This is a genomic window from Pseudomonas sp. Snoq117.2 (assembly GCF_900110545.1).
Taxonomy (GTDB): Bacteria; Pseudomonadota; Gammaproteobacteria; order Pseudomonadales; family Pseudomonadaceae; genus Chryseomonas; species Chryseomonas benzopyrenica.
On record NZ_FOED01000013.1, the window covers coordinates 53,865 to 68,540 of the forward strand.

A 14,676-nucleotide genomic window follows, 5' to 3' on the forward strand; every position below is an offset into this window, starting at 1 on the left:
GCGCCATTCTATACGGCCCGGGTGCGCTCAGCGTCGGCCCGGACCGACTTTCTGAGCGCGCCTCGATCACAGCCAGCGGCGATAGAAGGCGGCCTCCTGCTCCAGGGCATCGGCCTGGTTGGCCGCTCGGCGAAAGCCATGGCCTTCATCGGGATAGCGCCTGACCACCACCGGTATGCCGCGCGCCTCCAGGGCCGCGGCCATGGCGTCGGTCTGGGCCGGGACCACCACAGCATCCTTGAGGCCCTGCAGGAAGATCACCGGCGCCTGGATGCCATCCGCGTGCAGCAGCGGGGTACGGGCCTCGTAGCGCGCGCGGTCGGCCTCGGGATCGCCGATCAGCCAGTCCAGGTAGTCCGCCTCGAACTTGTGGGTGGCCTTGGCCAGCGCCAGGGGATCGCTGACGCCATAGAGGCTGGCGCCGGCGCGAAAGACGTCGCGGAAGGCCAGGGCGCAGAGCACGGTATAGCCGCCCGCGCTGCCGCCGCGGATAAAGGCGCGTGCTGGATCCACCAGCCCCTGGGCGCCGAGGTGCGCGACCACCGCGCAGGCATCCTCGACGTCCACCTCGCCCCAGCGCAGCTGCAGTGCCTGGCGATAGGCCCGGCCATGGCCGCTGCTGCCGCGATAGTTGAGATCGGCCACGGCGAAGCCCTGGCGGACCCAGAACTGGATACGCGCATCGAACACCGGATAGGTGCAGGAGGTGGGGCCGCCATGGATGCTGACCAGCAGCGGTGGCGGACCTTCGCCGTGCCCTTCCGGCAGATAGAGAAAGCCCTGGGCCTGCTCGCCACCGCTGGGATAACTCAGCGGCTGGGGCGTGACGATGGCCGCGTCCGCCAGGGGCGCCACCCCGCCGGTGACGATCTCCACCGCGCCGGTCTGGCGGTCGATGGCCAGCACCGCCGAGGGCCGGGTCGGCGCTGCGGCTATGCAGTAGCAGTGCGTCTCGTCCAGGGCCAGGCCGCGGAAACGGCTGAAGTCCGGGGCCAGGCGACGGACCTCGCCAGCTGCCCGGCGCTCGCCGAGCAGGCCGAAGCCGTCTTCCTGCCAGGTCGCCAGCCAGCCTTCCGCGGTCGGCAACCAGCTGCTACCGCCCAGCTGCCAGGGCGCCGCCGCGTGATCCGCCGCGGGTGCCTGCCTGGGCGCGAAGCCCTCCGCGGACTCGCACCAGGGCTGCCACCAGCCCTGGCGATCGCTCAGCGCCCAGAGTTGGTCATCCTCATCGAAGAGCGGCTGCTGCAGCGACTCCTCGGGATCGGCTGAAACGATGCTAGGCGCTACGGGCTGACCTTCTTTGTCCAGTGTCGCCGCCAGCAGCCGGGTGCGGGTCCAGGGCTGGTGCGGCCTGTCCCACTCGATCCAGGCCAGTCGACAGCCGTCGGCGCTGGTACGCGGCGCCGCATAGAAATCCGCGCCCTCGGCGAGCACCTGACGCTCGCCGCCCGAGCGCAGGGCGACCAGGCGATGCCGCGGCGGCTGCTCGCTGTGATCCTCCTCGACCGCCAGCACCTGCTGCCTGACGCCATCCCAGTGCAGATCGCCATAGCGCCAGGCCTCGCCACCGGCCAGCCATACGGGCGCGCCGCCCTCTCGCGGCTGACGATAGACCGCCTGGTCGGCTTCGTTGACGAACAGCGGTCCCTGGTCACCCAGGCAGAGGGCGCCGCCGCCGTATTCATAGACCTTGCTGCGCAGGCTGAAGCCTGCCGGCGTGAGGCACCGCGGTGCAGCGCCGGATGTGCGCAGCCACAGCCGGGTGGCGCCGTCGGCGGGATCGTACTGACTCCAGTAGAGGCCACTGGCATCGACCTTGAGTTCGGCGAAGTCGATGCCGGCGGCAACGGCCTGGGCCGGCGTGAGCGAGGTAGGGGCGGTCATGGCGACTCCGGAAGTAGGAACAGCCGTTAGCCTAGCAGCTGTGTGGGACGGTCTGGGGGGCGTGCCGGCCCGTTGGGCTTCGCTGCGCTCAACCCAACCTACGAAGCGTGCGCTGCTTTTCCCCCTTTCCCCTTGGGAGAGGGTTGGGGTGAGGGTGTCAGGCTGTTGGGCTTCGCTGCGCTCAACCCAACCTACGAGGCGTGCGCTGCTTTTCCCCCTTTCCCCTTGGGAGAGGGGTGGGGTGAGGGTGCAGGCTGTTGGGCTTCGCTGCGCTCAACCCAACCTACGAGGGTGTGCCGCTTTTTCCCCTCTCCCTGTGGGAGAGGGTTGGGGTGAGGGTGCAGGCTGTTGGGCTTCGCTGCGCTCAACCCAACCTACGAGGCATGCGCTGCTTTTCCCCCTCTCCCCTCGGGAGAGGGTTGGGGTGAGGGGCAATCCGTTCCCGTTCGACGCCCGTGCTAAAACAACCCCAACTGCTCCCCCGGCGGGGCGAACTGGCTGCAATCCAGGCCTTCGCCCTCGCGGCGCTCCAGGCCGAAGCGGCGGCGGGCCAGGCGAAAGCGCTGGGCCAGGAGCTCGGCGAACTGGCCTTCGCCCTTCATGCGGATGCCGAAGCGGCTGTCGTAGTTCTTCCCGCCGCGCGACTGGCGGATCAGGCTCATGACATGGGCGGCGCGTTCTGGAAAGTGCGTCTGCAGCCACTCCTCGAACAGGTCGGCGATCTCCAGTGGCAGTCGCAACAGTGTGTAGCCGGCCGAGCGGGCGCCGTGGTCGCGGGCTGCCTCCAGCAGGGCTTCGAGTTCATGGTCGTTGATCATGGGAATCATCGGCGCCAGCAGGGCGCTTACCGGCACCCCGTGCTCGTGCAGGGTGCGCATGGCGCGCAGCCGGGCCTGGGGCGCCGCGGTGCGCGGTTCGAGGACGCGCTTGAGGTCATCGTCCAGCGTGGTGAGGCTGAAGGCGACCCGTACCAGGTTGCGCTCGGCCAGCTGCACGAAGAGATCCAGGTCGCGCAGGATCAGCGCGCTCTTGGTGATGATCGTCACCGGATGGCGATAGCGCAGCAGGATTTCCAGTGCCTGGCGGGTCAGCTGGTACTGGCGCTCGATGGGCTGGTAGCCGTCGGTGTTGATACCCAGGGCGATGGGTTGCGGCTGATAGCCCGGCTTGCACAGCTCCGCTTCCAGACGCTCCGCCAGGTTGGTCTTGGCGATCAGCTGGGTCTCGAAGTCGATGCCTGGCGAGAGATCCCAGTAGGCGTGGGAGGGGCGGGCGAAGCAGTAGATGCAGCCGTGCTCGCAGCCACGATAGGGATTCACCGAGCGATCGAAGCCCACGTCCGGCGACTGATTGCGGCTGATCACCGTCTTGGCGGTTTCCCGGCGTACCGAGGTGGTGAAGGTCAGCGGGGTGGCTTCGTCATACCAGCCATCGTGCTCAGCTTCGCTGCGGGTCGCGGCGAAGCGATTGTGCGGATTGCTGGCGGTGCCACGACCCCGTGGCGGGCGCTGGGGCTGGGTCATGTGGAGGCCTCGAAAGCTGTATCTTTGTACAGTATAAGGCCTGAGGGATCGGGGCAAGGGTGCAGCGGTCGGGTGGACTGTAGGAGCGGCTATCAACGAGTCCAGTCGGCGCGAGCGGCGGCCACCCGGGCCGCCGCCGAAACTGCGCCCTACAACACCGAGATCGGATAGTTGAGGATGATGCGGTTCTCGTCGAAGGAGCCGCTGGCACTGTAGTCGCGTCTCATGCTGGAGTTGCGCCAGCGGATCAGCAGTTTCTTCAGCGGACCGCTCTGCACCTCGTATTGCACCTCGGACTCGCGACCCCATTCCTTGCCGTCGGTGATGCTGCCGGTGTGCACGTTGTCGCCGCTGATGTAGCGGTTCATCAGGGTCAGGCCCGGCACGCCGAAGGCGGCGAAGTTGTGGTCGTAGCGCACCTGCCAGGAGCGTTCCCGGGCGTTGTCGTAGCTGGAGTTGTAGCTGTCGTTGCCCAGGGTGCCGCCGCTGGTGCCATTGACCCTCATCCAGGCGCTGTCGCCGCTGACGCGCTGCAGGCCGACATAGAAGGTGCCGCCGCCCTGCTTGGCCGAGAGCAGCGCATAGGCGGTGCGGTTGTCCAGGGCACCGGCGCGGGCCGAGCCGTCGTCGTCGCCGATGAAGTAGCCGAGGTTGGCGCCCAGGGTCCAGCTGCCCACTGGCTGGTAGTGGATCAGGTTGATGAACTTCTGGTTGTAGATGTCTTCGAGCTGGGCGTACCAGAGGCCGATCTGGGTACGCTTCTCGTTGAACCGGTATTCGCCGCCGACGTAGTTGAAGCGGTCGGAGGTGGCATTGGCGCGGCCCTGCATGAACATGTCTTCCATGCTGGCGTCGTTGCGCGGACTGTTCTGGCGCATCTGGCCGCCCCAGAGTTCCAGGTTCTGGATCTCGGTGGAGTGGATCTGGGCGCCCTGGAAGGTCTGCGGCAGCGAGCGGCCGTCGTCGGATCTGAGGATCGGCAGCACGGCGAACCACTCGCCGACCTTGATATCGGTCTTGGAGACCTTGGCCTTGGCCGCCACCGCCAGGCGGCCGAAGTCCTTGGCCGGCTCGTTGCCGGCATGGGTCGGTAGCAGCTGGGTGCCGTAGGTGCCGGCGCCGCCGTCGAGCTTGACCGAGTAGAGCCCCAGGGCATCGATGCCGAAGCCCACCGGGCCCTGGGTGTAGCCCGAGGTCAGGCCGAAGATGAAGCTCTGGGTCCATTCCTCGGCCTTACTCTGCGCGGTGTAGGCCGGATCGACGAAGTTGCGATTGAAGTAGAAGTTGCGCAGGTTGAGATTGGCCTTGGTGCCTTCGATGAAGCCGTCTGCGGCCCACAGCGGTGTGGTGCTGGCCAGGGCGGCGAAGGCGGCGCAGGCACGGGCGAGCCGGCCGGAAGCGAGTCGAGTGCTCATGGTGTTCCTTGTTCTTGTCGGTAAGGGGTGCCCTGCCGGCGCGGGGGCGGCATCTGACGAGGGCGGGTAGGACGGTGGCGCGAGGTACGGCTAGGAGGGTGCAGGCGACATGAGGGATTCCTTTCTTATTTGAATTATCGGAAAGCTAGGGCCGACGCATTCGGCTGAATAGTTATATGACAACGTATGTCTTACGGCAAGGCTACCAAGGTAGCAGGGCGGAGCCCTCGCCAGGCGAGGGCTCGCGAGGGGTCAGACGCTGGCCTTGAGGCTGTCCTGACGGGCCGTGTCATAGGCGTGCTTGTCCATCTGCACGGCGCCCGGCTTGCCCAGGTCGCTCATGGGCACCCGGTAGGTTTCCGGCGACAGATAGGCCGCCAGGGCCGACAGGCAGGTCACGCCGAAGGCCAGGCCACCGACCACCAGCCAGATGTTGTCGGCGCCGGGCGGGGCGACCAGGGTGAACAGCGCCGGCAGCATGGCGGTGAACATGGTGCCGATGTTCTGGGCGATGGCCATGGCCGAGACGCGATAGCGGGTCTGGAACTGCTCCGGGTAGAAGCTGGGGAACACCGCGTTGTAGCCCTGGTAGACCACGCCCCACATCAGCAGCGACATGAGGAAAGCCAGCGGCAGGTTGTGGATGCTGATGGCATAGAGGTAACCGAAGGCCAACAGACCCGACCCCAGGGCACCGCTGATCATGGTCGGCCGCCGCCCGATGCGGTCGGAGAGGTTGCCGACGAAGGGGATCACCAGCACCGCGACGATGTTGCCCACCACCGGTATCCATAGATAGACGCTCTTGTCGAAGCCGATGCCGTAGGCCGGCTGCACCGCATAGGCGGCGCCGAAGATGGTGGCCACCACCGGGATGACGTTCATCAGCGCCATCAGGGCCACCAGGATCATGGCCTTCCAGCTGGTGGTCAGGGCTTCGCCGATGGGCGAGCGTCTGGCCACGGCGGCGGTCTCGGCCTTGGCTTCTTCCTTGACGAAGGCGGGCGTCTCATGGACTTCCCGGCGGATGATGAAACCGGCCAGCAGGACGAAGGCGCTGAGCAGGAAGGGGATGCGCCAGCCCCAGCTGTTGAAGGCATCGGCGGGCATGAAGTAGGCCAGCGGCAGGAAGATCGCCGCGGCCAGTACCTGACCGGCCTGGACGCCCTGCAGGGTAAAGCTCGCATAGTAGCCACGCCGCCCGAAGGGTGCGTGTTCGAGCACCATGGAGCTGGCCCCGGAGATCTCGCCGGCCACGGCGAAGCCCTGGATCAGGCGCAGCACCACCAGCAGGATGGGGGCGAGGATGCCGATCTGGTGGTAGGTGGGCAGCAGGCCAACGGCCATGGTGGCGATGCCCATGAGGAACATGCACAGCAGCAGGACGTTCTTGCGGCCGCGGGTATCGCCCCAGTGACCGAGCACGAAGGCGCCGACCGGCCGCGCCAGATAGCCCACGCCATAGGTGGCGAGGGAGGCGACGATGGCCATCTTGGGATCGCTGGAGGGGAAGAAGATCTGCGGAAAGATCAGCGCCGCCGCCTGGGCGTAGATGAAGAAATCGTAGTATTCCAGTGCCGAGCCGATCCAGCCGCTGGCAGTGGCTTTCTTGGCTTGGGAGCCGGGGGTGGGGGAGGCGGTAGTGGCCATGGTTGTCTCCGGAATTTTATTGTCAGGCCAGGAGGGTTTCAGCGCCGCGCACGAACTCGCTCGGGCAGCGGGAGCCGAAGATGGAAAGGACGGGAAGACCTAGCCTGGCCGTCGCCGACCGAGCACGGTGGGGCTGCAGACGAGACGGGGGGCGCAGGATAACGTGGATAGCGGGGGCATGGACGCACACTCTTGTTTGTCTTGTTATGGTCGACGCGGCGGAAGCGACGAGCGCTGGGCTCTGCGATCCATAGTGCGAGGCGCCGCTGGGGCGGGTCAATTCGCCAGATGACCAAATGTTCGATCAGCGAACAGAAACTAACTGGTTCGTACATAATCCATTGTTGGGCCGTGCGGTGCCACGAATAATCGGTGCCAGACCCTAACGAATACCGGTCACTCCGCCAGTAGCATGCGCGGTGGCCGTCAACCCAGGAGCACCGGCATGCAGCGTTCCATCGCGACCGTATCCATCAGTGGCACCCTGACCGAGAAACTCGAGGCCATCGCCGCGGCGGGCTTCGACGGTGTGGAGATCTTCGAGAACGACCTGCTGTATTCCGGCGCCAGTCCGCGGGAGATCCGCCAGCGCGCCCAGGACCTGGGTCTGGCCATCACCCTGTTCCAGCCGTTCCGCGACTTCGAAGGCAATCGCCGCGAGCGCCTGCAGCGCAATCTCGACCGCGCCGAGCGCAAGTTCGACCTCATGCAGGAGTTGGGCACCGACCTCATCCTGGTGTGCAGCAACACCGCCGCCGACAGCCTCGGCGACGAACGCCTGATCGCCGACGACCTGCAACTGCTGGCCGAACGCGCTGCCCCGCGCGGCCTGCGCATCGGCTACGAAGCCCTCGCCTGGGGACGCCACGTCAACACCTGGCAGCAGGTCTGGCGCCTGGTGAAGGCGGTCGACCATCCCAATCTCGGCGTGCTGCTCGACAGCTTCCACACCCTGTCCATCGGCGGTGATCCGGCGGGCATCGCCCAGATCCCCGGGGACAAGATCTTTTTCGTGCAGATGGCCGATGCGCCGCTGCTGCAGATGGACGTGCTGGAGTGGAGTCGGCATTTCCGCTGCTTCCCGGGGCAGGGCGAATTCGACCTGGCCGGTTTTCTCGCGCCCATCCTGCAGACCGGCTACCAGGGGCCGCTGTCGCTGGAGATCTTCAACGACGGTTTCCGCGCCGCCCAGACCCGCGCCACCGCCGCCGATGGCCTGAGGTCCCTGCTCTATCTGGAAGAGCAGACCGCCGCGCGGCTGCAGCGCGACGAGACTCCGGTGGCGGCGCCGCTGTTCGCTCCACCCGAGGCGCCGCGCCTGGAAGGCACCGAATTCCTCGAATTCGCCGTGGACGACGGCCATGGTGCCGAACTGGCGCGCTGGCTGGGCAAGCTGGGCTTCGCCCAGGCCGGGCGGCACCGCTCGAAGAACGTCACCCTGTTGCGCCAGGGCGAGATCAACCTGGTGCTCAACGCCGAACCCTATTCCTTCGGCCACAACTTCTTCGAGGCCCATGGCCCTTCGCTGTGCGCCATGGCGCTACGGGTACCGGATAGCCAGGCCGCCCTGGAGCGCGCCCAGCAATACCGGGCGCAGCCCTATCGCGGCCTGGTCGGCCCCAACGAGCGGGAGATCCCGGCGGTGCGGGCGCCGGACGGCAGCCTGATCTATCTCGCCGATCGCGGCGCGGATGGCCGCAGTCTCTACGACACCGACTTCGATGTCAGCGCCGGCGCCAGCGGTGGCCTCGGGCTGACCCATGTCGATCACGTGGCCATCGCTCTGCCCGCCGATGCCCTGGACAGCTGGGTGCTGTTCTACAAGAGCCTGTTCGACTTCAGCGCCGACGACGAGGTGGTGGTCCCGGATCCCTATGGCCTGGTCAAGAGCCGCGCCCTGAAGAATCGCCAGAGCAGCGTGCGCCTGGCGCTGAACATCTCGGAGAATCGCAACACCGCCATCGCCCGGGCGCTGTCCAGCTATCGCGGCTCGGGGGTGCACCACATCGCCTTCGCCTGCCAGGACATCTTCCAGGCGGTGGAACAGGCCAAGGCCGCCGGGGTGCCCCTGCTGGAGATCCCAATGAACTACTACGACGACCTGGGGGCGCGCTTCGATTTCGACGACGACTTCCTCAGTCGCCTGGCCTACTACAACGTGCTCTACGACCGTGACGCCCAGGGTGGCGAGCTGTTCCACGTCTATACCGAGTCCTTCGCCGACCGATTCTTCTTCGAAATCCTCCAGCGCAAGGATTACAGTGGCTACGGCGCCGCCAACAGCCCGGTCCGCCTGGCGGCCATGCTGCAGGCCCGCCAGGGTCGCCCGGCGCCCCTGGAATTCTGAGCCAGGCGGGTACCTGTGGGTACCCGCATCTCTCCCCAGCCAAGAGTCAGACCCGATGCAGGACACCCCGGCGCTCGCGCCCGCGCTCCGTACGCCGCGCAAGAACAATCCCGAAAAGACCCGCCAGGCCATCCTCGCCGCCGCCGTGGCCGAGTTCGCCGATCTGGGCCTGAGCGGTGCGCGGGTGGACGCCATCGCCGAGCGCACCCATACCTCCAAGCGGATGATCTACTACTACTTCGGCAGCAAGGAGCAGCTCTACCTGACGGTGCTGGAAAAGCTCTACAGCGACGTGCGCGGCAACGAGGCCGAACTGCCGCTGGACCGGCTGCCGCCGCTGGAGGCGATCCGCACCCTGGCGGAGTTCCTCTTCGAGCACCACCGCAGTCACGACGACTTCATCCGCGTGGTGAGCATCGAGAACATCCACCGCGGTCGCCACCTGGCGCAGTCGGAGACCATCTCCAGCCTCAACTCCTCGGCCCTAGAAGCCCTGCGCCGCATCCTGGTCCGCGGCGAAGCCAGCGGTGACATCCGCAGCGGTCTTGATGCCGTGGATGTGCACCTGCTGATGTGTTCGTTCTGCTTCTACCGCGTCTCCAACCGCCACACCTTCGGCCGCATCCACGACATCGACATGGAAGCACCGGCGGTGTTGCGGCGGCACAAGACCATGATCGGCGATGCGATGGTGCGCTACCTGCAGCCGTAGGGCATCTGCGCGACCCTCACCCAGAGGGCGCCCGACAATCTTCTATCGGAGAGAGCAAGCCTCGTAGGCTGGGTTGAGACGGCTTCATCGTCGAAGCCCAACGCTGCTGGATATCTGGCGTTGGGCTTCGCTGCGCTCAACCCAACCTACGGGGCGACCCCTCTCCCTCTGGGAGAGGGCTGGGGTGAGGGCAAACCCAGGCACCTTAACCTCGTAGGTTGGGTTGAGACGGCTTCATCGTCGAAGCCCAACATTGCCGGATATCCCGCGTTGGGCTTCGCCGCGCTCAACCCAACCTACGGAGCTACCCCTCTCCCTCTGGGAGAGGGCTGGGGTGAGGGCAAACCCAGGCACCCCAGCCTCGTAGGTTGGGTTGAGACGGCTCCATCGTCGAAGCCCAACGCTGCTGGATATCCTGCGTTGGGCTTCGCTGCGCTCAACCCAACCTACGACCTGCCAACCTCCTCTCCCTCGGAGAGAGGACTGGGGTGAGGGCAAACCCCGGCCCCCCAGCAAACCCTTAGAGCACCGGCATCCCGCCCGTCACCGGCAGCATGGCGCCAGAGATGTAGCTGCCTTCGTCCGACGCCAGCAGCACATAGGCCGGCGCCAGCTCCACCGGCTGGCCGGGACGCCCCAGGGGCGTGCTGCTACCGAATTGCTCCGGTTCGTCCGGCTTCATGGTGCTGACGATCAGCGGCGTCCAGATTGGGCCCGGGGCCACACTGTTGGCACGGATGCCTTTCTCGCCGAGCAGCTGCGCCAGACCCGCGGTGAAGTTGGCGATGGCGCCCTTGGTGGCCGAATAGGCCAGCAGGGTCGGCGGGGCGATGTCGGCATTGATCGAGGCGGTGTTGATGATGGAGCCTCCGCGCGACATGTGTTTCACCGCCGCCTGGGTGATGCGGAACATCCCATGGATGTTCACGTTGAAGGTATGCACCCATTCCTCGTCGGGAATCTCGTCGAGGCTGTCGCGCACCTGCTGGAAGGCGGCGTTGTTGACCAGTACGTCGATGCGGCCAAAGGCCTCCACGGTTTTCTGCACCACGTCCAGGCAGGTCTGGCGCTCGGCCAGATCGCCCGGCAAGAGCACGGCCTGGCGACCCGCCTCGGTGACCAGGCGAGCGGTCTCCTGGGCATCCTCGTGCTCGTCCAGGTAGGCGATGGCGACATCGGCGCCTTCCCGGGCGAAGGCGATGGCCACGGCGCGGCCGATACCACTGTCGGCACCGGTGATCAGGGTCTTCTTGCCTGCCAGGCGACCCGAGCCGCGGTAGCTCGCGGCGCCGCTGTCGGGCTGCGGATCCATGCGCGCTTCGGAGCCGGGAAAGGTCTGGGGTTGGGGTTTGAGGGGTGGTTTGGGATGTTCGCTCACGAGAGGACTCCGAATGCAGACGAGAAGGGCAACCCCGGCGCGTGCCGGGGTGCGCAGGGGGCATTTAGAGGATCGGCTTGCCGCCGGTGACGGCGATGCGCGCGCCCGAGGTGTAGCTGGATTCGTCGGACGCCAGCATCACGTAAACCGGCGCCAGCTCCACCGGCTGGCCGGGGCGGCCCAGCGGGGTGTTGCCACCGAATTCCTTGACCTGCTCCGGTGGCATGGTGGCGGGGATCAGCGGGGTCCAGATGGGACCGGGAGCCACGCTGTTGGCGCGGATACCCTTCTCGCCAAGCAGCTGCGCCAGGCCCGCGGTGAAGTTGGCGATGGCGCCCTTGGTGGTGGCATAGGCCAGCAGCGTCGGCCGCGGCATGTCCGAGTTCACCGAGGTGGTGTTGATGATGGAGCCACCCTGGCCCATGTGCTTTAGCGCGGCCTGGGTGATGCGAAACATGGCGGTGATGTTCACATCGAAGGTGTAGACCCACTCGTCGTCGGGAATCTCTTCGAGGGTCTCGTGGGTCATCTGGAAGGCGGCGTTGTTGACCAGCACATCGATGCGGCCAAAGGCGGCCACGGTCTGGTCCACCACCGCCAGGCACTGCTCGCGCTTGGACAGGCAGCCCGGCAGCAACAGGGCTTCGCGGCCGGCTTCGCGCACCAAGCGGGCGGTGTCCTCGGCGTCTTCGTGTTCGTTCAGGTAGCTGATGGCGACATCGGCGCCCTCGCGAGCGAAGGCGATGGCCACGGCGCGGCCGATGCCACTGTCGCCACCGGTGATCAGCGCCTTCTTGCCGGTCAGGCGGCCGGAGCCCTTGTAGCTCTGTTCACCGCAATCCGGGACCGGATTCATGCGCGATTGCAGGCCGGGAACCTCTTGTTGCTGTTCCGGCATGGGGGCTTTGGGAAAATCGGTCATGGGAGAATCCTCGTCGCTCTTGAAACGTTTGCGGGCCTGTCAGTACCGACAGGCCACAAGCGGCGAGGGTTCGAGACCCGAGACGGGCGGTGTAGCCAGATCAGCGCGGAGCCGATTCCGCCCAGCGCGGCGGCACCGTGGGTTGCCAGGCGGCGAGAGCGTCCAGCAGCGCGTTCGGCGAGTCTTCCACTTGCAGCATGGCGCGATGCGGCGCGGCGACGAAGCCCTGGGCCACCAGGTGATCGAGGAAGCCCTCCAGCTGGGCATAGAAGCCGTCGACCTCCAGCAGGCCCATGGGCTTGGCATGGTAGCCGAGCTGCCCCCAGGTCCAGACCTCGAAAAGCTCTTCCAGGGTGCCCAGGCCGCCGGGGAGGGCGATGAAGGCATCGGCCAGCTCCGCCATGCGCGCCTTGCGCGCATGCATGCCGTCGACCACTTCCAAACGCGTGCAGCCGGTATGGCCCAGCTCGGCGGTCTTGAGACTCTGGGGAATGATGCCGATCACCTCGCCACCGGCGGCCAGGGCAGCATCCGCGACCACACCCATCAGGCCGACCTTGCCACCGCCGTAGACCAGGGTGAGGCCACGCTCGGCGAGGGTACGACCCAGGCGCGCGGCCGCTTCCGCGAAGACGGGCGAGGCGCCGGGCTTGGCGCCACAGAAGACACAGACGGTTTTCAGCGACATGGAGACTCCTAGGCAGGCAAAACGCCTAGCCTAGCTGCCCGCCACGCGCGATCAAAGCACCGTCATCGCGCGAGAGAAGCCTCTTCCGGCGCATTGCCGCTGGCGGCCTGGGCATAGCTGGCGAACAACTCGTGCAGCAGGGCGGTAAGGGTCATGGCGGGCGTCCTTGGCTGGCGGATAATGAGGGAGATAGTACCTAGAGGTAAGGCCCGACGACCCGGCAAAGGTTTCGATGGAGGCGATAGAGCGGAGCGGCTCCCTTGCCATGATCGCTGGAACCCGCCACCCTCGCATCGGTCTGACTGGCGACTTTCACGCATCCGGAGGGTTCATGAAATCCACGCTTTTTGCCGCCGCTTTGTTCGTCCTGGGAAGTACCGGCGCCTGGGCCGCCGACAGCTGTACCACCCAGATCGAAGCCGGCGACCAGATGACCTACAGCCGCGCCTCGATCCAGGTCCCGGCTTCGTGCAAGACCTTTACCGTCGAGCTGATCCACAACGGCAGCCTGCCGAAGAACGTCATGGGCCATAACTGGGTCCTGACCCGCGCCACCGACGCCTCGGCCGTCGACGCCGCGGGCATGAGCGCTGGGGAGGCCAAGGGCTATCTGCCCGAGGGCGACGAACGCGTCATTGCCCACACCCGCATGCTGGGCGGTGGCGAGAAGGACGCGGTGACCTTCGATACCGGCGTTCTGGAAGCGGGCAAGGAGTACACCTTCTTCTGTTCCTTCCCCGGGCATTTCGGGTCCATGCGCGGGGTGTTGCAGCGGGGATAAGAGAGGGCGGGCTGACTGTCGCAGTCCGACTTCTTGAGCAGAAGATTCATGTAGGTTGGGTTGAGCGTTAGCGAAGCCCAACAATACATAGCCATTGCCAGGGCTTGTTGGTGCACTAGCTGATTATCGAGTGCTCTGATGGCTTTTGTTTCGCCCACCCGGGCGAGTTACTTTTGTCTGGGGCGCGCTGCCGCGACTGGCAAAAGTGACTCGCTCGAGAGAGCGAAACAAGAAGTGCCAGCAAAACTCGATAATCAGCTAGGGCACCAAGATTGAAGGTTGACCCTAACACCGTTGGGCTTCGCTAACGCTCAACCCAACCTACTGGCACCCCGACCTCAACCCTTGGCCAATTCCTTCTCGATGGCCTCCACCAACCGCGGATCATCCGCCGTCACGTCGGGCGCGAAACGACCCACCACCTCCCCATTGCGCCCGATCAGGAATTTCTCGAAGTTCCACAGCACCTCGGGCTTGGGATTGGGCGTGCCACCCCGACTCAGCATGCGCTCGCGGAAGGGGCCGTCGCCGGTGGCCTCGGGCTGCGCCTGGGTCAGTTCGGCATAGAGCGGATGCTGGTCTTCACCCACCACGCTGAGCTTGGCGAACAGCGGAAACTGCACGCCGTAGGTGAGGGTGCAGAATTCCTTGATCTCGGCGTCGCTGCCGGGCTCCTGCTGCTTGAAGTTGTTGGCGGGAAAGCCGAGTACTTCCAGACCGCGCTCGCGCTGGGTCTCGTAAAGGCGTTCCAGGCCTTCGTACTGGCTGGTGAGGCCGCACTTGGAGGCGACGTTCACCACCAGCAGCACCTTGCCCAGGTAGCGTTCCAGGGTCAGGGTTTCGCCGTCGATGGATTGCAGCGGGAGTTTCATCAGGGTCGCGGTCATGGTCGGCTTCCTCGGGGAGAAGCGACCAGCCTAGCGCAAAAACGCCGCCTCGATGGGCGGCGCCTGTCGGTCGAGTGGGGCTCAGCGCTTGAGCTTGACCACGTCGCCGGAAACGGTGGTGGTGTAGCCATTCAGGACCCAGGCCCAGAACCAGTTTTCCTGCACCTGGGTGTTGATCAGGGCATCGCCGCCGCGGGATTTGATGGCGGCCTGCTGGGCGCGCACGAAGCGATCGTTCTGCTGGATCGGGATGATCTGGAACAGCATGATACCGGTAGCCTTGCCTTCGCCATGACCGACGACGGTGTACTGCGACGGATCCAGGTTCTGCGTCTTCATCGCGGTGCCGGTGCAGCCGGCGACGGCGGCGGCGAGGGCGAAGGAAGCGGCGAGCTTGGCGAAACGTTGCATGGGGTGACTCCTTTTCTGGTTGGCAGCGTCGGGCATCGTTTCCCGACGGGACGCACTCTAGCAGCGCCGGGCACGACG

The 14,676-nt window shown here is 66.1% G+C and carries 12 protein-coding genes; 3 read left to right on the forward strand and 9 right to left on the reverse strand.

Translation table 11 applies throughout. The features are described from left to right. Positions 1 to 66: 66 nt before the first annotated feature. From BMZ43_RS21795 to BMZ43_RS21810, 4 genes are all read right to left on the reverse strand, one after another. Positions 67 to 1,884 carry an alpha/beta hydrolase family protein gene (locus BMZ43_RS21795; protein WP_093256461.1) on the reverse strand — a complete coding sequence of 606 codons (1,818 nt, stop codon included), beginning with the start codon at positions 1,882 to 1,884 and terminating at the stop codon, positions 67 to 69. Positions 1,885 to 2,342: 458 nt separating this feature from the next. Continuing rightward, entirely contained in the window at positions 2,343 to 3,407 is a 1,065-nt protein-coding gene (locus BMZ43_RS21800; RefSeq protein ID WP_064307554.1) for a PA0069 family radical SAM protein, read from the reverse strand. A gap of 149 nt (positions 3,408 to 3,556) precedes the next feature. Beyond that, on the reverse strand, positions 3,557 to 4,822 hold the full coding sequence (locus BMZ43_RS21805) for an OprD family porin (protein ID WP_093256464.1): 1,266 nt from the start codon (positions 4,820 to 4,822) through the stop codon (positions 3,557 to 3,559). A gap of 252 nt (positions 4,823 to 5,074) precedes the next feature. Further along, positions 5,075 to 6,472 (reverse strand): MFS transporter, encoded by a 1,398-nt coding sequence (locus BMZ43_RS21810; RefSeq protein ID WP_093256466.1) that lies wholly within the window; start codon positions 6,470 to 6,472, stop codon positions 5,075 to 5,077. A 445-nt stretch (positions 6,473 to 6,917) separates the two neighbouring features. Here BMZ43_RS21810 and quiC point away from each other — a divergent pair, with 445 nt between their 5' ends. After that, positions 6,918 to 8,819, forward strand: coding sequence for a 3-dehydroshikimate dehydratase QuiC (gene quiC, locus BMZ43_RS21815; protein ID WP_068384253.1), 1,902 nt, complete (start codon positions 6,918 to 6,920; stop codon positions 8,817 to 8,819). Positions 8,820 to 8,874: 55 nt separating this feature from the next. Continuing rightward, positions 8,875 to 9,531 (forward strand): TetR/AcrR family transcriptional regulator, encoded by a 657-nt coding sequence (locus tag BMZ43_RS21820; RefSeq protein WP_017642644.1) that lies wholly within the window; start codon positions 8,875 to 8,877, stop codon positions 9,529 to 9,531. A 520-nt stretch (positions 9,532 to 10,051) separates the two neighbouring features. Here the strand turns inward: BMZ43_RS21820 and BMZ43_RS21825 are convergent. From BMZ43_RS21825 to BMZ43_RS21835, 3 genes are all read right to left on the reverse strand, one after another. Then, a complete protein-coding gene (locus BMZ43_RS21825) occupies positions 10,052 to 10,909 on the reverse strand; it encodes a glucose 1-dehydrogenase (RefSeq protein ID WP_093256468.1) in 858 nt (285 codons plus the stop codon). Positions 10,910 to 10,973: 64 nt separating this feature from the next. Next, positions 10,974 to 11,831, reverse strand: coding sequence for an SDR family oxidoreductase (locus BMZ43_RS21830; RefSeq protein ID WP_064307551.1), 858 nt, complete (start codon positions 11,829 to 11,831; stop codon positions 10,974 to 10,976). A 100-nt stretch (positions 11,832 to 11,931) separates the two neighbouring features. Next, on the reverse strand, positions 11,932 to 12,519 hold the full coding sequence (locus BMZ43_RS21835) for an LOG family protein (protein WP_093256470.1): 588 nt from the start codon (positions 12,517 to 12,519) through the stop codon (positions 11,932 to 11,934). Positions 12,520 to 12,850: 331 nt separating this feature from the next. Between BMZ43_RS21835 and azu the strand changes: the two genes are divergently transcribed. After that, on the forward strand, positions 12,851 to 13,300 hold the full coding sequence (gene azu / locus BMZ43_RS21840; RefSeq protein ID WP_017642639.1) for an azurin: 450 nt from the start codon (positions 12,851 to 12,853) through the stop codon (positions 13,298 to 13,300). 338 nt (positions 13,301 to 13,638) lie between these two features. Here azu and BMZ43_RS21845 read toward each other — a convergent pair whose 3' ends face one another. Further along, entirely contained in the window at positions 13,639 to 14,187 is a 549-nt protein-coding gene (locus BMZ43_RS21845; protein ID WP_017642638.1) for a glutathione peroxidase, read from the reverse strand. Between the two features lie 81 nt (positions 14,188 to 14,268). Beyond that, a complete protein-coding gene (locus BMZ43_RS21850) occupies positions 14,269 to 14,598 on the reverse strand; it encodes a hypothetical protein (RefSeq protein ID WP_093256472.1) in 330 nt (109 codons plus the stop codon). Positions 14,599 to 14,676 lie beyond the last annotated feature (78 nt).